At 71.6% G+C, this 19,358-nt stretch carries 17 protein-coding genes; 9 read left to right on the forward strand and 8 right to left on the reverse strand.

Annotated elements, in window-relative coordinates; translation table 11 throughout:
* Positions 1–78: 78 nt before the first annotated feature.
* On the reverse strand, positions 79–939 hold the full coding sequence (locus ACIQMR_RS03505; protein WP_401382323.1) for a MurR/RpiR family transcriptional regulator: 861 nt from the start codon (positions 937–939) through the stop codon (positions 79–81).
* 70 nt (positions 940–1,009) lie between these two features.
* On the opposite strand from ACIQMR_RS03505, the gene ACIQMR_RS03510 reads away from it, so the two are divergent.
* The 6 genes from ACIQMR_RS03510 to ACIQMR_RS03535 all read left to right on the forward strand — a co-directional run bounded on the left by ACIQMR_RS03510 (position 1,010) and on the right by ACIQMR_RS03535 (position 7,767).
* Positions 1,010–1,981 (forward strand): N-acetylglucosamine kinase, encoded by a 972-nt coding sequence (locus ACIQMR_RS03510; protein ID WP_401382325.1) that lies wholly within the window; start codon positions 1,010–1,012, stop codon positions 1,979–1,981.
* A 130-nt stretch (positions 1,982–2,111) separates the two neighbouring features.
* Positions 2,112–2,894, forward strand: a complete 783-nt coding sequence (locus tag ACIQMR_RS03515; RefSeq protein WP_401382328.1) for a sugar isomerase domain-containing protein — start codon at positions 2,112–2,114, stop codon at positions 2,892–2,894.
* Between the two features lie 118 nt (positions 2,895–3,012).
* Complete coding sequence (gene pgi / locus ACIQMR_RS03520) at positions 3,013–4,677, forward strand: glucose-6-phosphate isomerase (RefSeq protein WP_401382331.1); 1,665 nt, start codon at positions 3,013–3,015, stop codon at positions 4,675–4,677.
* A gap of 4 nt (positions 4,678–4,681) precedes the next feature.
* Positions 4,682–5,182, forward strand: a complete 501-nt coding sequence (locus ACIQMR_RS03525; protein WP_401382334.1) for a PH domain-containing protein — start codon at positions 4,682–4,684, stop codon at positions 5,180–5,182.
* Entirely contained in the window at positions 5,179–6,867 is a 1,689-nt protein-coding gene (locus ACIQMR_RS03530; RefSeq protein ID WP_401382336.1) for a PH domain-containing protein, read from the forward strand. The genes ACIQMR_RS03525 and ACIQMR_RS03530 overlap by 4 nt, the downstream gene beginning before the upstream one ends.
* Positions 6,868–6,924: 57 nt before the next feature.
* A complete protein-coding gene (locus ACIQMR_RS03535) occupies positions 6,925–7,767 on the forward strand; it encodes a poly-gamma-glutamate hydrolase family protein (RefSeq protein WP_401382339.1) in 843 nt (280 codons plus the stop codon).
* 63 nt (positions 7,768–7,830) lie between these two features.
* Here ACIQMR_RS03535 and pgl read toward each other — a convergent pair whose 3' ends face one another.
* From pgl to tkt, 5 genes are read right to left on the reverse strand one after another with little or no spacing between them, the layout of a single operon-like run.
* Positions 7,831–8,613, reverse strand: coding sequence for a 6-phosphogluconolactonase (gene pgl / locus ACIQMR_RS03540; RefSeq protein WP_401382341.1), 783 nt, complete (start codon positions 8,611–8,613; stop codon positions 7,831–7,833).
* Positions 8,610–9,614: a glucose-6-phosphate dehydrogenase assembly protein OpcA gene (gene opcA / locus ACIQMR_RS03545; RefSeq protein ID WP_401382343.1), complete on the reverse strand. Its 1,005-nt coding sequence runs from the start codon at positions 9,612–9,614 to the stop codon at positions 8,610–8,612. The genes pgl and opcA overlap by 4 nt, the downstream gene beginning before the upstream one ends.
* Entirely contained in the window at positions 9,611–11,143 is a 1,533-nt protein-coding gene (gene zwf / locus ACIQMR_RS03550; RefSeq protein ID WP_401382346.1) for a glucose-6-phosphate dehydrogenase, read from the reverse strand. The genes opcA and zwf overlap by 4 nt, the downstream gene beginning before the upstream one ends.
* A gap of 5 nt (positions 11,144–11,148) precedes the next feature.
* Positions 11,149–12,267, reverse strand: a complete 1,119-nt coding sequence (gene tal / locus ACIQMR_RS03555) for a transaldolase (protein ID WP_401382348.1) — start codon at positions 12,265–12,267, stop codon at positions 11,149–11,151.
* A 34-nt stretch (positions 12,268–12,301) separates the two neighbouring features.
* Entirely contained in the window at positions 12,302–14,389 is a 2,088-nt protein-coding gene (gene tkt, locus ACIQMR_RS03560) for a transketolase (RefSeq protein WP_401382350.1), read from the reverse strand.
* A 364-nt stretch (positions 14,390–14,753) separates the two neighbouring features.
* Between tkt and ACIQMR_RS03565 the strand changes: the two genes are divergently transcribed.
* The 3 genes from ACIQMR_RS03565 (at position 14,754) to ACIQMR_RS03575 (ending at position 17,399) form a co-directional block, all read left to right on the forward strand.
* A complete protein-coding gene (locus ACIQMR_RS03565) occupies positions 14,754–15,701 on the forward strand; it encodes a heme o synthase (protein ID WP_401382352.1) in 948 nt (315 codons plus the stop codon).
* An 83-nt stretch (positions 15,702–15,784) separates the two neighbouring features.
* A complete protein-coding gene (locus ACIQMR_RS03570; protein WP_266375069.1) occupies positions 15,785–16,135 on the forward strand; it encodes a hypothetical protein in 351 nt (116 codons plus the stop codon).
* Positions 16,136–16,316: 181 nt separating this feature from the next.
* Complete coding sequence (locus tag ACIQMR_RS03575; protein ID WP_401382355.1) at positions 16,317–17,399, forward strand: amidohydrolase family protein; 1,083 nt, start codon at positions 16,317–16,319, stop codon at positions 17,397–17,399.
* Between the two features lie 52 nt (positions 17,400–17,451).
* Here ACIQMR_RS03575 and ACIQMR_RS03580 read toward each other — a convergent pair whose 3' ends face one another.
* Positions 17,452–18,420: a heme A synthase gene (locus ACIQMR_RS03580; protein ID WP_401382357.1), complete on the reverse strand. Its 969-nt coding sequence runs from the start codon at positions 18,418–18,420 to the stop codon at positions 17,452–17,454.
* Between the two features lie 169 nt (positions 18,421–18,589).
* On the reverse strand, positions 18,590–19,324 hold the full coding sequence (locus tag ACIQMR_RS03585; RefSeq protein WP_401382686.1) for an ABC transporter permease: 735 nt from the start codon (positions 19,322–19,324) through the stop codon (positions 18,590–18,592).
* Positions 19,325–19,358 lie beyond the last annotated feature (34 nt).

Here is a 19,358-nt window from a genome sequence, read left to right on the forward strand (position 1 = left end):
CCCGGTGCCCAGCGCCCCCGCGGCCCCGGCGCCGCCCCCCCCCCCGCGCGCCCCCCCGGGGCCCGGGCCCGGACGCTTTCAGCGGCGCCGTGCGCGCACGGCGTGTGCCTCGCCGATGTGCGCGGTCAGCGCGAGCGAGGCGGTGGCCCGTTCATAGGTCAGCTGCGCCACCCGCGCGAAGAGGCAGTCGAGGATCAGCAGCACCGAGTGGCGGGTGCCGAATCCGCCGCGCCGGAAACTGGTCTCCGCCGAGGTCGAGGTGAGGTGGACCGAGGCCGCGGCGGCGATGGGTGAGCGCGGATCGCCGGTGACCGCCACGGTCGCGGCGCCCCGCTCGGCGGCGAGTCGGAGCGGGCTGAGGACCTCACGGGTGGCGCCGGAGTGGGAGAGGGCCACCACCGTGTCGGAGGGCGTGAGCAGGGCGGCGGAGGTCTCCGCGGCATGGACCTCGGTCCAGCTCCGGGCGGCGCAGCCGATGCCGAAGAGCCGGGCCTCCGTCTCGCGCGCCACGATGCCCGAGGCGCCCACTCCGTAGACGTCGATGCGCCGCGCCCGGGCGACGGCCTGCGCCGCCCGCTCCAGGGCGTCCCGGTCGAGGTGCTCCACAGTCTGTCGCAGGGCCTGCAGATCGGCCCGGGCGACGACCGCGACGACATGGTCCAGCGGGTCGTCGGGGCCGATTCCGTGTCCGATGGGACGTTCGTCGGCGGGACGGCCCCCCTGTTCCTTGGCGAGTTCGAGCAGCAGGTGCTGGTACGAGTCGAGGCCGAGCGCCCGGCAGAAGCGGGTCACCGAGGCCTGGGACGTCCCTGTGCGGCGGCCGAGTTCGGCCGCCGAGGCGAGGGTGACGCTCTGCGGATCGGCCAGCACGTGCTCGCCGACCTTGCGCAGGGAGCCGCTCATCCGGGGCAGCTCGGAGCGGATCAGTGCGGTGATCATGGCGGCTCGTCTCTGGCGTTCGGTGCTCTGGGCTTGTCCTCGGGGAATCTATCAACCACGATGCGAGCTCATGAGTGAATCCATCAGCCGGCCTCTGGTCATCGGCGTCGACGCGGGCGGGACGCGGGTCCGCGCGCGCCTGGCGGAGGCGCGCGGCGGCGCCGTCCTCGGCGAAGGCACGGGCGGGCCCGGCAACGCGATGAGCGTCGAGCGTGACGCCCTCACCCGCCATCTGACCGCCGCCCTCGCCGGGGCCGTTCCGCCCGGCCTCGGCGGCACGGTCACCGCCGTCGTCGGCGGCTTCGCCGGCGGGTCGACCGTCGGCCCACCCGACAAGGGGCGCTCGCTCGCCCTGCGTTGCCTTGCCGAGGCGCTCGCCGCGGTGGGGGCGGCACCCGCGGCGCTGGACGTGTACGGAGACGTGGACGTCGCCTTCGCCTCGGGCCGGGGGGTGCCGGCCGACGGGCTCGTCGTCATCGCCGGCACCGGTGCGGTCGCCGCCCGCGTGGCGGACCGCCGGTCGGTGCGCTCGGCCGACGGGGACGGCTGGCTCCTGGGCGATTCCGGGAGCGGCTTCTGGCTGGGCCGGGAGGCGCTGGTCGCGGTGCTGAGGGCGCTGGACGGGCGTGGGCCGCGGACCGCGCTGGCGGAGCCGCTGCTCGCGCACTGTCTGGGCCGCCGGGGAGAGCTGCCGGAATCCTGGGCCGGTCGCAGATCGCTCCGCGAGGCCCTCATCGGGCACGCGTTCACGGAGCACCCCGTACGGCTCGCGGCGCTCAGCCCCTTCGTGGTGGCGGCCGAGGAGGCGGGGGACGAGGTGGCCCGGAGCCTGCTCGACCGCGCCGCGGACGAACTGGCCGCCACGGTCAGCGCGTTGGCCCCGATCCCGGGAGAACCCCTGGTCACGAGCGGTGGACTGCTGGGCCCTCAGGGGCCGCTGCTGGAGCGACTGACGGTGCGGACACGGGCGTTGGGGCTGCGGCCCGAACCCGTGACGGACGGTGCGGCCGGGGCCGTGGAGCTGGCGCGGCTCTTGACGTGAGATGCCGGCGGCTGATTCATTGAGCCGAAATGTGCATGGGGCGGTGAATCACTGATTCGATGGTTCACGATGCGGGCACGCCTGATGCATGCCATGAGCCGGTCGTCGACGTTCTCCCAGGGAGTCAGTCATGCCTCAGTCGCACCAGGGCCCTCACGCGCAGCTCGGGGCCGGCCTGTTCGTCGACCACGGACGCGCGGCCTTCGAGCGGGCGGTCGAGGCCAACAAGGACTCCGTCGCGGCGGCGGCCCGGCTCATCGCGGACTGTGTCGCCGCGGACGGCGTCGTCCACGCCTTCGGCACCGGGCACTCGCAGGCGGCCGCCCTGGAGATCGCGGGCCGGGCCGGCGGACTCGTCCCCACCAGCCGGATCTCCCTCGCCGATCTCGTGCTCCGCGGCGGCGAGGACCGCGCCGTACTCGACGACCCGCTGCTGGAGCGTTCCCCCGGCCTGGCCGCCCGGCTCTACACCCTGGCCACGCCACGCCCGCAGGACATGTTCGTGATCATCTCCAACTCGGGTGTCAACAACTCGATCGTCGACATGGCCCTCCATGTGAAGGCGGCGGGCCACCCGCTGGTCGCCCTCACCTCGCTGGAGCACACCAACTCCGTGCCATCCCTGCACAGCAGCGGAAAGCGGCTCGCCGACCTCGCCGACGCCGTCCTCGACAACTGCGCGCCCACCGGTGACGCCCTCCTTCCGCTGCCCGACGGCAACGCCCTGTGCGGCGTCTCCACGCTCACCTCCTCGCTGCTCATCCAGATGACCGTCGCCGAGGCCGTCGCCCTGCTCGGCGCGGAGGGCCACGAGGCGCCCGTGTACGTCTCCGCCAACGTGCCGGGCGGTTACGAGCGGAACGCCGTGCTCGAAGCCCGCTACCACGGGCGGCTGCACCGAGGCGGGCACTGACCGGGCAGGGCGGACTCGGGCGCGGCCGCTGCTCGCCGCCGCGTCTGCGGCCACCGGATCAACTAGGTTGGTGGGGCAGCGGGGCACGCAGGCAGGTACGAGAAGAAGTGGGCTGAAGATGAACGCAACCCGGCTCAACCGGACGCCCGAATGGGCTGCTCTCACCAAGCACCGTGAGCAGCTGGCCGACACACATCTGCGGGAACTGTTCGCCGCCGATGCCGAGCGCGGCAGCCGGTACACCCTCCAGGTCGGCGACCTCTACCTCGACTACTCCAAGCAGCGGGTGACCGACGAGACGCTGGCGCTGCTGCGGGACCTGGCGGCGGCGACCGATGTGGCGGGGCTGCGGGACGCCATGTTCCGCGGCGAGAAGATCAACATCACCGAGAACCGGGCGGTGCTGCACACCGCGCTGCGCGCCCCCCGTGGCGCCGTCATCGAGGTCGACGGCGAGAACGTGGTCCCCGCGGTGCACGCCGTGCTCGACAAGATGGGCGCCTTCTCCGAGCGGATCCGCTCGGGCAGCTGGACCGGTCACACCGGAAAGCCCATCAAGAACGTCGTCAACATCGGTATCGGCGGCTCCGATCTGGGTCCGGCGATGGCCTATGAGGCACTGCGCTCCTACACCGCACGGGACCTGACGCTCCGTTTCGTCTCCAACGTCGACGGGGCCGATCTCCACGAGGCGGTGCGCGACCTCGACCCCGCCGAGACGCTGTTCATCATCGCGTCAAAGACGTTCACCACCGTCGAGACCATCACCAACGCCACGTCCGCCCGCGACTGGCTGCTCACCGGCCTCGGCGCCGGCCAGGACGCCGTCGCCAAGCACTTCGTGGCGCTGTCGACCAACGCCGGCAAGGTCTCCGAATTCGGCATCGACACGGCCAACATGTTCGAGTTCTGGGACTGGGTCGGCGGCCGCTACTCGTACGACTCGGCCATCGGACTCTCGCTGATGATCGCCATCGGCCCGGACCGGTTCCGCGAGATGCTCGACGGGTTCCACCTCGTCGACGAGCACTTCCGCACGGCGCCGCCGGAGGAGAACGCGCCGATGCTGCTCGGCCTCCTCGGCATCTGGTACGACAACTTCTTCGACGCCCAGTCGCACGCGGTGCTGCCCTACTCGCACTACCTGAGCAGGTTCACGGCGTACCTGCAGCAGCTGGACATGGAGTCCAACGGCAAGTCCGTCGACCGCGAGGGCAACCGGGTCGACTGGCAGACCGGGCCCGTCGTCTGGGGCACCCCCGGCACCAACGGGCAGCACGCGTACTACCAGTTGATCCACCAGGGCACCAAGCTCATCCCCGCCGACTTCATCGGCTTCGCCGAGCCGGTCGGGGACCTGCTGCCCGGGCTCGTGCCCCAGCACGACCTGCTGATGGCCAACTTCTTCGCCCAGACCCAGGCGCTGGCGTTCGGCAAGACCCCCGACGAGGTGCGGGCCGAGGGCGTCGCCGAGGACCTGGTGCCGCACAAGACGTTCGTGGGGAACCACCCGACCACCACGATCCTGGCGAAGCAGCTGACCCCGTCCGTCCTCGGCCAGCTCGTCGCGCTCTACGAGCACAAGGTGTTCGTCCAGGGCGCCGTCTGGAACATCGACTCCTTCGACCAGTGGGGCGTCGAGCTCGGCAAGGTCCTGGCCAAGCGGATCGAGCCCGTACTGACCCGCACGGGGACACCGGCCGCCGACGCGGCGGGCGGCGAGGACCTCGACAGCTCGACCGCCACGCTCGTGGACACGTACCGCACCCTGCGCGGCAGGTAGCCCGATGCCGGGGGAGGGGACCGTGCGGCTGCGGCCGCCGAACAACAGGGTGGACGAACGGGCCGTCGGCTGGTGGCGCGTGCAGTGCCTGCTGACGACGCTGGTGCCGGTGGCGGTGCTCGCCGTCCTCGGCGCGTTCATCGAGCCCGCCAGGGGCCGGCTGCTCACCGCGGCCGGCGCCCTGGCGGTCCTCGGCCTCGCCGGCACGGCCTTCTTCCCCTCCTGGTGGTACCGGGTCCACCGCTGGGAGGTCACGGACGAGGCGGTGTACGTCCGTACCGGTGCCCTCTGGCAGGAGTGGCGGATCGCCCCGATGTCCCGGATCCAGACCGTCGACACCGTCCGCGGACCGCTGGAGCAGGCCTTCCGGCTCGCCACCGTCACCGTCACCACGGCCTCCGCCAAGGGCGCGATCAGGATCGAGGGCCTGGACCACGAGCTCGCGGCGGAGCTGGCCGAACAGCTGACCAGGATCACCCAGGCCACGCAGGGGGACGCCACATGAGCGCCACCGGCGGGCCCGACGGGACCGCCGGGCGTCCGGACGACGGGCACCGACCGGACGACAGCCACCGACCGGACGACAGCCGACGACCGGCCGACGGCCTGCGGTCCGATGACAGCCGACGGTCCGATGACAGCCGACGGTCCGGCGACGGCCTGCCGCCCGATGACAGCCCGCCGCCGGACGACGGCTGGAGGCAGCTCGACCGGCGCACCGTCCTCGTCACGGCCGCGGTCATGGCGGGCGTGGCCGGCGGCGCCGGACTGCCCGCGCTCCTCGGCCTCGCCGGCGGCATGCCGTGGTGGCGGGCGCTCGCCTGGGTGCTCGCGGGTGCCGCCGTGCTCATCGCGGCAGGCGCGGGCGCGGACTACGTACGGTGGCGGCGCACGCGGTACCGCATCGGGCCCGAGCGCGCCGAACTCCACACCGGGCTGCTGCTGATGAAGCGCCGCTCCCTGGCGCGTGAACGCATCCGCAGCGTCGACCTGACGGCCCATCCGCTGCTGCGGATACTCGGCCTGGTCAAGGTGCGGATCGGCACCGGCGAGCACACCGGCACCGGAGAGTCCACGCTGGAGCTCGACCCGGTGACGAAGGCGGAGGGCGAGCGGCTGCGTCGTGAACTGCTGGCCCGTAGCGCCGTGTCCGCCCCGGGGAGCCACCGGGAGGGCACGCTGGCCGTTCTCGACCCCCGCTGGATCCGCTACGCGCCGGTCTCGTTCGTCGCCCCGCTGCTCGGCGGGGCGGCCGTCGGCGCGGTGATGCAGGTCAGCGAGTGGTTCGGCGCTCAGGCCCGGGTCATCGACTGGGTCGGCGAGCGCTTCCAGGACACGCCGCTGGTCTGGACGCTCGTCGTGCTCGTCGCCGCGGCCCTCGTCGCCGGCGTCGTCGGCGCGCTCGGCCTCTGGGTCGAGATGTGGTTCAACCACCGGCTGGAACGGGAGCCGGGCGGCACCCTGCGGGTCCGCCGTGGGCTGTTCACCACCCGCTCGATCTCCATCGAGGAGCGGCGGCTTCGGGGCGTCGAACTCGTCGAGCCGATCGGCGTACGGCTGTGCGGGGCGGCGCGGGTGGACGCGGTCGCGACCGGTCTTGCCACGGACGAGGCGGACCAGCACGCGGACCACAAGACGCTGCTGCCGGCCGCGCCACGGGCCGTCGCCGACGAGGTCGCGGCGCTGGTGCTGCGGGAGACCGGGGCCCCGACGAGCGCGCCGCTCACCGCCCATCCGCGCGCCGCCCGCAGCCGCAGGCTCCGCTGGGCGCTCGGCGCCGCGCTGCTGCCGCTCCTGGTGCTCACGCTGCTGGGGCTGCTGCTCACGAACGTCCTGCTGTACGTCGCGGCGGCCTGCGCGGTGCTGTTCCTTCCGCTCGCGGTGGTGCTGGCCCTGGACGCGTACCGGAGCCTCGGTCACGCGCTCGGCGGCGACTATCTGCTCGCCCGCTCCGGGACCGTCCGGCGCGCGACCGTCGCACTCCAGCGCGACGGGGTCATCGGCTGGACGGTCAAACAGTCCTGGTTCCAGCGCCGTGCCGGGGTCCTCACCCTGACGGCGACCACGGCGGCGGGCGACGGGGCGTACTCGGTCTACGACGCGGATCCTCACGAGGTCCTCGACTTCGCCTCCCGCGCGGTCCCGGGCCTGCTGGAGCCGTTCCTGGAGCGACCGGAACGCACCCTGTGAGAGACCTCACCGCCGGAGCGGTCCGGAGTGTCTCGTTCCGCCGTGATCATGACGTGCATGACCTCTACCGATCGCCGCACCGTACTGGCCGGACTCGCCAGCGCCGCACTCGGCGCCTCCGTGCTCAACGCCTTCACCGCCGCCCCCGCGTACGCCGTCGACGGCTATGCGTCGAACACCGACCTCTACACGAAGCTCGCCGGAAGGGAGGGGACGGACTTCGCCCGGCGCTACAAGCGCCTTGAACTGGTCGACAGCAGCAACGAGTTGAGACACCCCTTCAACCGCACCACGATCATGGCCATCCACGGCGGAGCCATCGAGGGCGGCACCTCGGAACTGTGTCTGGCCATCGCCGGTTACCACCCCGCCACTCTGGCCCCGACAGCCGCCGGTGGCCCGCTGCACGACTACTGGATGTTCGAGGGCATCGCCTCGGACGGCAACGCCTCGATGCACGTCACCTCGACGCACAACGACGACCGCATCGCCCTCTCGATGGCCGCGGCCAGCCTCAACGTCCTGAGCCTGCACGGCTGCGACGCGAAGACGGCAGGTACGTCCGCGGCGCCCGAGGCGGTCGTCGTCGGCGGTCGCAACGGCGACTTCAAGGCCCGGCTTCGCGAGGAGCTCGAGGCCGCGGACTTCCGCACCATCGACGGCTCGTCCGTCCCCGCTCTCGCAGGTACCGACGTGGACAACATCTGCAACAAGACCCTGCTGGGCAAGGGCGCGCAGCTGGAGATCACCGAGGAGCTGCGCCGCAGCCTGTTCGAAGCGGGCCACTTCACCCGCCTGGGACGGCCGAACCACACCAACGACCGCTTCACCGCGTTCGTCGGCGCCACCCGCAGGGCCATCGCCGGTCTGGAGGCCCACCCGGACCAGGTGATCCTCTGACGCGGCGAAGGCCCGGTCCGCCGAAGGGCGGGCCGGGCCTTCGTGTCACCAGGTGACCTCCCGTCAGGGCGAGGCCGGGGGATACAGGTCGCGCGGAAGCTGCGAGGCCGCCGCCGAGTCGAGCAGCCACAGCGTCCGCGACCTGCCGTAGGCGCCCGCCGCCGGTGCCTGGATCTCGCCGGCACCCGAGAGGGCGATCCTCGCCGCGTTGGCCTTGTCCTCGCCGGCCGCGAGCAGCCACACCTCGCGCGCCGCGCGGATCGCCGGAAGCGTCAACGAGACACGCGTCGGCGGAGGCTTGGGCGCGCCGTGGACGCCGACGACCGTGCGCTCGGTCTCCCGTACCGCCGGAAGCTCGGGGAACAGGGACGCGACATGCGTGTCCGGGCCGACACCCAGCATCAGGACGTCGAACGTGGGCACATCGGCGTGGTCCTCGGGCCCCGCCGCCGCGGCCAGTTCCTCCGCGTACGCCGCCGCGGCCGCCTCCGCGTCGGTGCCGTGGGGTCCGTCGGACGCGGGCATCGCGTGCACCCGGGACGGGTCGAGCGGGACCGAGTCCAGCAGGGCCGCACGGGCCTGGGTGACATTGCGCTCCGGGTCGCCCTCGGGCAGGAAGCGCTCGTCGCCCCACCACAGATCGAGCCGCGACCAGTCGATCGCGTCCCGCGCGGGCGCGGCGGCGAGCGCGGCCAGCAGGCCGTTGCCGTTGCGCCCGCCGGTCAGCACGACCGACGCGGAGCCGCGACCGGACTGGGCGTCCACGATCTTGGTGATCAGCCGGGCCGCGGCGGCCTGCGCCATCAGCTCCTTGTCGCGGTGGACGACGAGTTGAGGGGCGCTCACTTGGAGGCCGCCTTCTTGGCCGGGGCCCTGGTCGCCGTCTTCTTCGCAGCCGGTGCGGACGTGATCTCGGCCGACTCGTCGTTCAGCCGCTCCACGCCGTAGCGCAGCGCCGAGGCGTAGGTGTCGTCCGGGTCGAGCCGCCGCAGCTCCTCCGCGATCAGCTCGGCCGTCTCCCGGCGCTTCAGCGCCACCGCGCGGTCCGGCTGGCCCTGGATGGACAGCGTCGCGAGCGAGCCGTCCGCCCGGTCCAGCACGATCGGGCCGTTGTCCGTCTGGAGCCGTACGGCCGTGAGGCCGGGACCGGCCGACACCGAGCGCTTCACCGGTACCTTCAGCCGGTCGGCGAGCCACATGCCGAGCAGCTCGCAGCTCGGGTTGAACTCCTCGCCCTCCACCTCGGCCGAACTCGCCTGCCACGGGACCTGGTCCAGTGCCGCCGCGAGCATCGAGCGCCACGGTGTGATGCGGGTCCAGGACAGATCCGTGTCGCCCGGGGTGTAGGCGTCGGCGCGGGCCGCCAGCTCGGCGACCGGACGCTCACAGGCGTAGGTGTCGGTCACCCGCCGCTGGGCCAGTGCGCCCAGCGGGTCGGACGCCGGGTCCACCGGGGCGTTCACCGGCCACCACACCACGACCGGGGCGTCCGGCAGGAGCAGCGGCAGCACTACCGACTGGGCGTGCTCGTTGACCTCGCCGTACAGCCGCAGCACCACCGTCTCGCCGGTGCCGGCGTCCGCGCCGACCCGCACCTCGGCGTCGAGGCGCGCCTTCGCCCGGTCGCGCGGCGAGCGCGAGACCCGCTTGATGACGACGAGGGTGCGCGAGGGGTGCTCCCGGGACGCCTCGTTCGCCGCCTTCAGCGAGTCGTACGCGTTCTCCTCGTCCGTGACGATGACGAGCGTGAGGACCATGCCGACGGCCGGTGTGCCGATGGCCCTGCGGCCCTGCACCAGCGCCTTGTTGATCTTGCTGGAGGTGGTGTCCGTAAGGTCGATCTTCATGGCCGACGCCAGCTCCGTCCGTCTCGTGCGAGCATTTCGTCCGCCTCGACCGGACCCCAGGTGCCGGCCGGATACTGCGCGGGCTTGCCGTGCTTGTCCCAGAACTGCTCGATCGGGTCGAGGATCTTCCAGGACAGCTCGACCTCGGCCAGCCTCGGGAAGAGGTTGGAGTCACCGAGCAGGACGTCCAGGATCAGCCGCTCGTAGGCCTCGGGGCTGGACTCCGTGAAGGACTCGCCGTACGCGAAGTCCATCGAGACGTCCCGGACCTCCATCGACGTGCCCGGCACCTTCGAGCCGAACCGCATCGTCACGCCCTCGTCCGGCTGCACCCGGATCACCAGGGCGTTGTGCCCCAGCTCCTCGGTGGCCGTCTGATCGAAGGGGGAGTGCGGCGCGCGCTGGAAGACGACCGCGATCTCGGTGACCCGGCGGCCCAGCCGCTTGCCGGTACGGAGATAGAAGGGGACACCCGCCCAGCGGCGGTTGTCGATCTCCAGCTTTATGGCGGCGTAGGTGTCGGTCTTCGACTTCGGGTTGATGCCGTCTTCCTGGAGATAGCCGACGGCTTTCTCGCCGCCCTGCCAGCCCCCCGCGTACTGCGCGCGCACCGTGCCGGTCGCCAGGTCCCTGGGCAGCTTCACCGCGCCCAGCACCTTGGTCTTCTCCGCCGCCAGCGCGTCCGCGTCGAAGGAGGCGGGCTCCTCCATCGCGGTCAGCGCGAGCAGCTGGAGGAGGTGGTTCTGGATGACGTCACGGGCGGCGCCGATGCCGTCGTAGTAGCCGGCGCGGCCGCCGATGCCGATGTCCTCGGCCATGGTGATCTGGACATGGTCCACGTACGACCGGTTCCAGATCGGCTCGAAGAGCGTGTTGGCGAAGCGGAGCGCCATGATGTTCTGGACGGTCTCCTTGCCGAGGTAGTGGTCGATACGGAAGACCTGGTCCGGCGCGAAGACCTCGTGGACGATCGAGTTCAGCTCCATGGCGGAGGCCAGGTCGTGGCCGAAGGGCTTCTCGATGACGGCGCGCCGCCACGAGCCGTCCGCCTGGTCGGCGAGACCGTGCTTCTTGAGCTGCTTGACGACCTTGGGGAAGAACTTCGGCGGCACCGAGAGGTAGAAGGCGAAGTTGCCGCCGGTTCCCTGCGCCTGGTCCAGCTCCGTGATCGTCTTCTTGAGGTTCTCGAAGGCGTCGTCGTCGTCGAAGTCGCCCTGGACGAAGCGCACTCCCTGAATGAGCTGCTGCCAGACCTCCTCGCGGAAGGGGGTGCGGGCGTGCTCCTTCACGGCGTCATGGACCACCTGTGTGAAGTCCTGGTCGTCCCATTCGCGACGCGCGAATCCGACGAGCGAGAAGCCCGGCGGCAGCAGCCCGCGGTTGGCGAGGTCGTAAACAGCGGGCATCAACTTTTTACGTGACAAATCGCCCGTGACGCCGAAGATCACCAGGCCCGACGGCCCCGCGATACGCGGGAGCCGTCGGTCCGCGGCGTCACGAAGCGGATTGGCTCCGTGTGCGGAAGACAAGGTGCTCAGCCCTCCGAGGGAGCGAGGCGATCGAGCTCCGCCTGCGTCGACTTGAGCAGATCGTTCCAGGACGCCTCGAACTTCTCGACGCCCTCGTCCTCCAGCAGCTGCACGACGTCGGCGTAGGAGATCCCGAGCTTCTCGACGGCGTCGAGCTCGGCGCGCGCCTGCTCGTAGGTACCGCGCACCGTGTCGCCGGTGATCTGCCCGTGGTCGGCGGTGGCCTCCAGGGTCGCCTCCGGCATGGTGTTGACCGTGCCCGGGGCGACCAGATCGACCACGTACAGCGTGTCCTTGTACGCCGGGTCCTTGACGCCCGTCGAGGCCCACAGCGGACGCTGCTTGTTGGCCTGCGCCTTGTCCAGCGCGGCCCAGCGGTCCGAGGAGAAGACCTCCTCGTACGCCTGGTAGGCGAGACGCGCGTTGGCGAGCGCCGCCTTGCCGCGCACCTCCTTCGCCTCGTCCGTGCCCAGCGCGTCCAGCCGCTTGTCGATCTCGGTGTCCACACGGGACACGAAGAATGACGCCACCGAACGGATCTTGGACAGGTCGAGGCCCGCGGCCTTGGCCTTCTCCAGGCCCGCCAGGTAGGCGTCCATGACCTCGCGGTAACGCTCCAGCGAGAAGATCAGCGTGACGTTGACGCTGATACCGAGGCCGATGACCTCGGTGATCGCCGGCAGGCCGGCCTTCGTCGCAGGGATCTTGATGAACGTGTTCGGCCGGTCCACCAGCCAGGCCAGCTGCTTGGCCTCGGCGATGGTCGCCGTCGTGTTGTGCGCGAGACGCGGGTCGACCTCGATCGACACCCGGCCGTCCTGGCCGCCCGTCGAATCGAAGACCGGACGCAGCACGTCGGCGGCGTCCCGCACGTCCGCCGTCGTGATCATGCGGATGGCTTCCTCGACGGTCAGCCGACGCGCGGCGAGGTCGGCGAGCTGCTGCTCGTAGCCGTCACCGGACGAGATGGCCTTCTGGAAGATCGACGGGTTTGTCGTGACACCCACGACGTGCTGCTGGTCGATCAGCTCCGCGAGGTTGCCGGACGTGATCCGCTTGCGCGACAGGTCGTCGAGCCAGATCGCGACGCCTTCGTCGGAGAGGCGCTTGAGTGCGTCTGTCATGAGAGTTGCATCTCCTACTAGTCGTGTACCGGCGTCAGCGCGCGGCGGCTTCGATCGATTCCCGTGCCGCGGCGGCCACGTTCTCGGGGGTGAACCCGAACTCACGGAACAGCACCTTGCCGTCGGCCGACGCACCGAAGTGCTCCAGCGAGACGATCCGGCCGGCGTCACCGACGTAGCGGTACCAGGTAAGACCGATACCCGCCTCGACCGCCACCCGGGCCTTCACCGAAGGCGGCAGCACGCTGTCCTTGTACGCCTGGTCCTGCTCCTCGAACCACTCGACGGACGGCATCGAGACGACCCGGGCCGGGATGCCGTCGGCCTGCAGCTGCTCACGGGCCTCGACGGCCAGGTGGACCTCGGAGCCCGTGCCGATCAGCACGACCCGCGCCTCGCCGCCCTCGGCCTCGAAGAGGACGTAACCACCCTTGGCCGCGTCGTCGTTGGGCTCGTACGTCGGCACGCCCTGACGGGTCAGCGCCAGACCGTGCGGGGCGCCCACACCGAATTCCTTCGTGTAGCGCCGGAGGATCTCGCGCCACGCGATCGCGGTCTCGTTGGCGTCGGCCGGACGCACGACGTTCAGACCCGGGATGGCACGCAGCGAGGCCAGGTGCTCCACCGGCTGGTGGGTCGGGCCGTCCTCGCCGAGACCGATCGAGTCGTGCGTCCAGACGTACGTCACCGGCAGGTGCATCAGCGCGGACAGCCGGACCGCGTTGCGCATGTAGTCGGAGAAGACCAGGAACGTGCCGCCGTAGACACGGGTGTTGCCGTGCAGCGTGATGCCGTTCAGCACCGCGGCCATGGCGTGCTCGCGGATGCCGAAGTGGATCGTGCGGCCGTACGGGTCGGCCTCCGGCAGCGGGTTGCCCTCGGGCAGGAACGACGACGTCTTGTCGATCGTCGTGTTGTTCGAGCCGGCGAGGTCGGCGGAGCCGCCCCACAGCTCGGGAACGACCGCGCCCAGCGCCTGCAGCACCTTCCCGGAGGCGGCGCGGGTGGCCAGACCCTTTCCGGTCTCGAACACCGGGAGCTTCTCCTCCCAGCCGGCCGGCAGCTCGGTCGAGCGGATCCGGTCGAACTCGGCGGCCCGCTCCGGGTTGGCGCCCCGCCACTCGGCGAACGCCTTCTCCCACTCGTCCCGGTCCGTACGACCGCGGTCCAGGGCCTTGCGGGTGTGCCCGATGACCTCGTCGGCGACCTCGAAGGACTGCTCCGGATCGAAACCGAGGACGCGCTTGGTGGCCGCGACCTCGTCGTCACCCAGCGCCGAGCCGTGCGCGGCCTCGGTGTTCTGCGCGTGCGGGGCGGGCCAGGCGATGATCGACCGGGCCGCGATGAAGGAGGGGCGCTCGGTCTCGGCCCGGGCCGCCCGCAGCGCCTCGTACAGACCCACCGGGTCCAGGTCGCCGTTCGGCAGCTGCGCCACGCGCTGGACGTGCCAGCCGTAGGCCTCGTACCGCTTCAGCGTGTCCTCGGAGACGGCGGTCTCGGTGTCGCCCTCGATCGAGATGTGGTTGTCGTCCCACAGCAGCACCAGGTTGCCGAGCTTCTGGTGACCGGCCAGCGAGGACGCCTCGGCCGAGATGCCCTCCTGGAGGCAGCCGTCACCGGCGATGCACCAGATGGTGTGGTCGAACGGGGAGGTGCCGGGCTCCGCCTCCGGGTCGAACAGGCCGCGCTCGTAGCGGGCGGCCATCGCCATGCCGACGGCGTTGGCGACACCCTGGCCCAGCGGGCCGGTCGTCGTCTCGACGCCCGTCGTGTGGCCGTACTCCGGGTGGCCCGGCGTCTTCGAGCCCCAGGTGCGGAACGACTTGAGGTCGTCCAGCTCCAGGCCGTAGCCGGCCAGGTAGAGCTGGATGTAGAGCGTCAGGCTCGAGTGACCCGCGGAGAGCACGAACCGGTCACGGCCGGTCCAGTCCGCGTCGGCGGGGTCGTGCCGCATCAGTTTCTGGAAGAGGACGTACGCCGCGGGGGCCAGGCTCATGGCCGTACCCGGATGGCCGTTGCCGACCTTCTGTACGGCGTCAGCGGCAAGGACACGGACGGTGTCCACGGCCCGCTGGTCCAATGCGGTCCACTCGAGGTCTGTGGTGGTCGGCTTGGTGCTCACCCTGAGTCAGGGCTCCTCTCCACATGTTCGGGTCCCGGTGACGAGGGGTGTACCGGGCGCTGTCGAGCCTACCCTCGCAGCAGCGTGCGTCCTTTCGGGTGCACGTCTCTCCAATCGGACACATCAACCAGCCTGCGGGCACGGGCCCGACTTCGCCTCTCGTCGGGGCTTTCGTGGGTGATTACGCATGGCGTCGCGGCACCGCTCAACACGACCCACCCCCGCGAAGATCGGCATGCGGCCAACGTCTAGAGTGGCGTGGTACGCGCAAGTCTTCACCGAGGATTCGCCTCCATCGCCCTGAGGGCACGGGAGATGCCCTCAGGCATGAAGCTTGCTGGGAATTTCTCTGTCAGGGGTGTGCGTGACGGCCGTCGAGTCCCGACCCGCAGGGGTCGTCTTGACTCCCAGCCCGGGGGGCCACCGGCCGTTCGGGGCCCGCGTCAAGGCATTCGTGGCGCTGACGAAGCCGCGGATCATCGAGCTGCTGCTCATCACCACCGTACCGGTGATGTTCCTGGCGGCGCAGGGTGTGCCGGACCTCTGGCTGGTCGTCGTCACCTGCGTCGGCGGGTACCTCTCCGCCGGCGGCGCGAACGCGCTCAACATGTACATCGACCGCGACATCGACGCGCTGATGGACCGCACCGCTCAGCGGCCCCTGGTCACCGGCATGGTCTCGCCGCGCGAGGGCCTGGTCTTCGGCCTCGCTCTCGCCGTGGTCTCCACCCTCTGGTTCGGACTGCTCGTCAACTGGCTGTCCGCCGCGCTCGCGCTCGGCGCGCTCCTCTTCTACGTCGTCGTCTACACGATGCTGCTGAAGCGGCGCACCGCGCAGAACATCGTGTGGGGCGGGATCGCCGGCTGTATGCCGGTGCTCATCGGCTGGTCCGCCGTCACCAACTCGGTGTCGTGGGCGGCGGTCATCCTCTTCCTCGTCATCTTCTTCTGGACGCCGCCGCACTACTGGCCGCTGTCGATGAAGGTGAAGGAGGACTACGCGCGGGTCGGCGTGCCGATGCTGCCCGTCGTCGCCTCCAACAGGGTCGTCGCCCGCCAGATCGTCCTCTACAGCTGGGTGATGGTCGCCGTCTCGCTGCTGCTGACGCCGCTCGGCTACACCGGCTGGTTCTACACGGCGGTCGCGCTGGCGACCGGCGGCTGGTGGCTCTGGGAGGCGCATGCGCTGCAGAGCCGCGCGAAGGCCGGGGCGACGGGCGGCAAGCTCAAGGAGATGCGGCTGTTCCACTGGTCGATCACGTACGTCTCGCTGCTGTTCGTGGCCGTCGCGGTGGACCCGTTCCTGCGCTGACCCACCCCGCCCTCCCGCGGCGTGGCCGAGGCCACGTGACCCGACGGTCGCCAGTGGATCTACCCGCGAGTAGCATCCTGGGCATGGCAGACACGCAGGTTGACGAGAAGCAGGCGAGGCAGTCCGCGAAGGCCGAGCGCAAGGCGGCGAAGCTCGCCAAGCAGATCGGCGCCTTCGCCAAGGCGCACGGCGGCGCCGAGGGCCAGCTCGCGTACATCGGGCAGATGGGCACCCGCATCGTGCTCGTGGGCGAGGACGGCGGCTGGGGCGACCTGGTGGCACCGACCCACGACATCGCGGTCAGCGCGGCCGAGAAGTCCGGCATCACGCTGCACGAGTCCTTCGACGGCGACTTCGCGCTGAAGGTCCGCACCGGACCGTACGAGTGGACGCGCATGGCGGGCATCCAGGTGGGCGGCCCCTCGAACGGCTGACGAGCCATCGCCGGAGGGGCCGGAGAACCGGCCCGTCCGGCGGCCGGGGGCACGGCCGCGGGCCGTGCGGGAACAGGGTGCGAAGCCCGCCGCGTCAGCACGTAGGCATCGGGGGCAACACCTCAGGCGGGGCTCACCCGTTAGGACGTGTGGAACGATGTCCACCGCTGGGAGCCCCCGGATGATCGACACACCGTCGTTGGTGGATCAGTACTGCCACGGCGTCCTCCGCACGGAGCTGGGCCTCGGCACCTTCGAGGCCCACCTCGGCAGGACCGCCGGGCCCCCCGCGCCCGGCACCACCTTCTTCGACACCCAGACCGGCTTCGCCGTACGACGCTGGTGTCCGCCGCTGCTCGGTCTGGAACCGCACTGCCCGCCGGCGCACTATCTCGCACGGCGCAGAGAGCTCGGCGTCCTGGAATCCGGCAGGCGGCTGCTGCGGGCCACCGGGATCTCCACCTATCTGGTGGACACCGGACTGCCCGGAGACCTCACCGGACCGCCCGAGATCGCCGCCGCGGGCATGGCCGACGCCCATGAGATCGTCCGGCTGGAGCTGCTCGCCGAGCAGGTCGCCGACACCTCCGGCACCGTCGACGCATTCCTCGCCAACCTCGCGGAGGCCGTGCACGGCGCCGCCGGATCGGCCGTCGCCTTCGCCTCCATGGCGGGGGCACGGCACGGGACGGCCCTCGCGCCCGAGCCGCCCGGCCCCGGCGAGGTGCGCGGCGCCACGGGGCGCTGGCTGGCCGGACGCCCGGTCGGCGGGCCGCTCGACGACCCCGTACTGCTGCGTCATCTGCTCTGGATCGCCGTGGCCTCGGGCCGGCCGCTGCAACTGCACGTCGGGGTGGGCGATCCGCTGCTGCTGACCGACTTCGCGGCGGCCACCGCCGGACTCGGCACCGATCTCGTGCTGCTGCACGGCTACCCGTACCACCGGCACGCCGCGCATCTGGCGAGCGTCTTCCCGCACGTGTACGCGGACGTCGGACCCGCGCTCGCCCATACGGGGGCGGGGGCCGCGGCCGTCCTCGCGGAGATCCTGGAGCACGCCCCGTTCGGGAAGCTGCTGTTCTCCAGCGGTGCCCGGGGGCTGCCCGAACTGCACGTGGTCGGGGCGCAGACCTTCCGGGAGGCGCTGGGGCGAGTGCTCAGCGGCTGGGTGGCGGACGGCGCCTGGTGCCGCACGGACGCCGAGCGGGTCGCCGGGATGATCGCGGCGGACAACGCCCGCCGCGTCTACCGGCTCACGTGCTGAGGGTGGCCGGGGTCAGGCCGACGCCGGCGCGGGGTGCTGAGGGCGGCTCGGGTCAGGCCGACGCCAGCTCGGCGTCCTGCCGGTCCGGGGCGTCCGGCGCGGCGAGCGGCCGTTCGCGCAGGCTCAGCGCCAGCCGGAGCACGGCGATCCACATCAGCGAGGAACCGAGCATATGGGCGCCGACCAGCAGCTCGGGCACGTCCGTGAAGAACTGCACGTAGCCGATGGCGCCCTGTGCGACCAGGACGAGCAGCAGCTCCCGGGCGCGCGCCCGGGTGTCGTCGGGCGCGTCCACGACCCGCAGCGTCAGCCACATCGCCACGGCGAGCACGCACACCAGCCAGGCCAGCGCGGCATGGACATGCGCCGCGTCCACCCAGTCGAACGGCATCCGCGGCACGTCGCTGCTGTCGCCCGCGTGCTTGCCGGAGCCGGTCACGACCGTGCCCAGGGCGATAAGCACCGCGGCGGCGGAGGCCAGCACCCAGGCCAGCTTCCGCACCGGGCGCGGCACCCGGGGGCGTGGCGCGCCGTCCCCCTCGCCCGCCCGGACCCAGGTGACCACGGCGACCGTGAGCAGCAGGTTGGCGGCGAGGAAGTGCCCGGCCACCGTCCACGGGTTGAGGCCCGCCCACACCGTGATCCCGCCGAGGACGGCGTTGCTCATCACGACCCAGAACTGCGCCCAGCCGAGCCGGGACAGCCCGCGCCGCCACGGCTTCGTGGCACGCGCCGCGATGATCGCCCAGCCGACGGCCGCCGACAGGACGTACGTCAGCATCCGGTTGCCGAACTCGATGGCACCGTGGATGCCCTGTTCGGGCGTGGCGAAGAGGCTGTCGTCCGTGCACTTGGGCCAGGTGTCGCAGCCGAGCCCGGAGCCGGTCAGCCGGACCGCGCCGCCGGTGACGATGATGACCACGCTCATCACGACGGGCGCGAGAGCGGCACGCCGGAGGGTCTTGGGGGACGGCGTCCAGCGCTGGGCGATGTAGGCGAGGGGGGTCTGCACGGCGACCATCGTAGAGGGGCGCTTGTGCACGGATTCACGTGGGTGGCCATGTCGGGACAGACCGCCCCGGGGATCACCAGGGCAGGGGCCCTCGACGGTGAAGCAGCCGCCGGTCGGGTCATGCCGCCATGCCTCCAGCTTCGGCCGGGGCACGAGGGCAGCCGGTCGTCCGGCGGCGTCACTCCCAGCGGAAGAACCTCGCCGCGGCACCCAGGCCGAGAACCGCCCACCCCGCCAGGATCCCGAGGTCGCCCCACGGCATCGACGCACCGTGCTGGAGCACGTCCCGCAGCCCGTCCGAGAGCGCGGAGATCGGCAGCAGGCCGAGTACCGACTGCGCGGCCTCCGGGAACCTGTCGAGCGGGACGATCACGCCGCCGCCCACCAGCAGCAGCAGGAAGACCAGATTGGCCGCGGCGAGCGTCGCCTCGGCCTTCAGCGTGCCGGCCATCAGCAGCCCGAGACCGGAGAAGGCCGCCGTGCCGAGGACGAGCAGCAGGAGCACGGAGCCGGCGCCGCCCCGCGGGTCCCAGCCCAGCGCGAGGGCGATCAGCGTCAGCAGCACGATCTGCAGCACCTCCGTGACCAGCACGGAGAGCGTCTTCGCCGCCATCAGGGCCCAGCGCGGCAGCGGGGAGGCGCCGAGCCGCTTCAGCACGCCGTAACGGCGCTCGAAGCCGGTGGCGATGGCCTGACCGGTGAAGGCCGTGGACATCACGGCAAGAGCGAGGACGCCGGGCGCGAGGAAGTCGACCGGCCGGCCGGCGTCCCCCGTGGCCGAGACCGGCACGGTGACGATGTCGACCGTCGAGAACAGCACGAGCAGCAGCGACGGAATGATCACGGTCAGCAGCAGCTGCTCCCCGTTGCGCAGCAGCATCCTCGTCTCCAGGGCCGCCTGCGCCACGATCATCCGTGCGACGGGGGCGCCGCCCGGGTCCGGGGCG

This window comes from Streptomyces sp. NPDC091376, from assembly GCF_044757085.1.
Taxonomy (GTDB): Bacteria; Actinomycetota; Actinomycetes; order Streptomycetales; family Streptomycetaceae; genus Streptomyces; species Streptomyces pratisoli.

Bases quoted from the DNA above. Each gene is read 5' to 3' on its own strand.
- ACIQMR_RS03505 (WP_401382323.1), bottom strand. From the start codon at position 939: ATGATCACCGCACTGATCCGCTCCGAGCTGCCCCGGATGAGCGGCTCC.
- ACIQMR_RS03510 (WP_401382325.1), top strand. From the start codon at position 1,010: ATGAGTGAATCCATCAGCCGGCCTCTGGTCATCGGCGTCGACGCGGGC.
- ACIQMR_RS03515 (WP_401382328.1), top strand. From the start codon at position 2,112: ATGCCTCAGTCGCACCAGGGCCCTCACGCGCAGCTCGGGGCCGGCCTG.
- pgi (WP_401382331.1), top strand. From the start codon at position 3,013: ATGAACGCAACCCGGCTCAACCGGACGCCCGAATGGGCTGCTCTCACC.
- ACIQMR_RS03525 (WP_401382334.1), top strand. From the start codon at position 4,682: ATGCCGGGGGAGGGGACCGTGCGGCTGCGGCCGCCGAACAACAGGGTG.
- ACIQMR_RS03530 (WP_401382336.1), top strand. From the start codon at position 5,179: ATGAGCGCCACCGGCGGGCCCGACGGGACCGCCGGGCGTCCGGACGAC.
- ACIQMR_RS03535 (WP_401382339.1), top strand. From the start codon at position 6,925: ATGACCTCTACCGATCGCCGCACCGTACTGGCCGGACTCGCCAGCGCC.
- opcA (WP_401382343.1), bottom strand. From the start codon at position 9,614: ATGAAGATCGACCTTACGGACACCACCTCCAGCAAGATCAACAAGGCG.
- tal (WP_401382348.1), bottom strand. From the start codon at position 12,267: ATGACAGACGCACTCAAGCGCCTCTCCGACGAAGGCGTCGCGATCTGG.
- ACIQMR_RS03570 (WP_266375069.1), top strand. From the start codon at position 15,785: ATGGCAGACACGCAGGTTGACGAGAAGCAGGCGAGGCAGTCCGCGAAG.
- ACIQMR_RS03575 (WP_401382355.1), top strand. From the start codon at position 16,317: ATGATCGACACACCGTCGTTGGTGGATCAGTACTGCCACGGCGTCCTC.
- ACIQMR_RS03580 (WP_401382357.1), bottom strand. From the start codon at position 18,420: ATGGTCGCCGTGCAGACCCCCCTCGCCTACATCGCCCAGCGCTGGACG.
- ACIQMR_RS03585 (WP_401382686.1), bottom strand. From the start codon at position 19,324: ATGATCGTGGCGCAGGCGGCCCTGGAGACGAGGATGCTGCTGCGCAAC.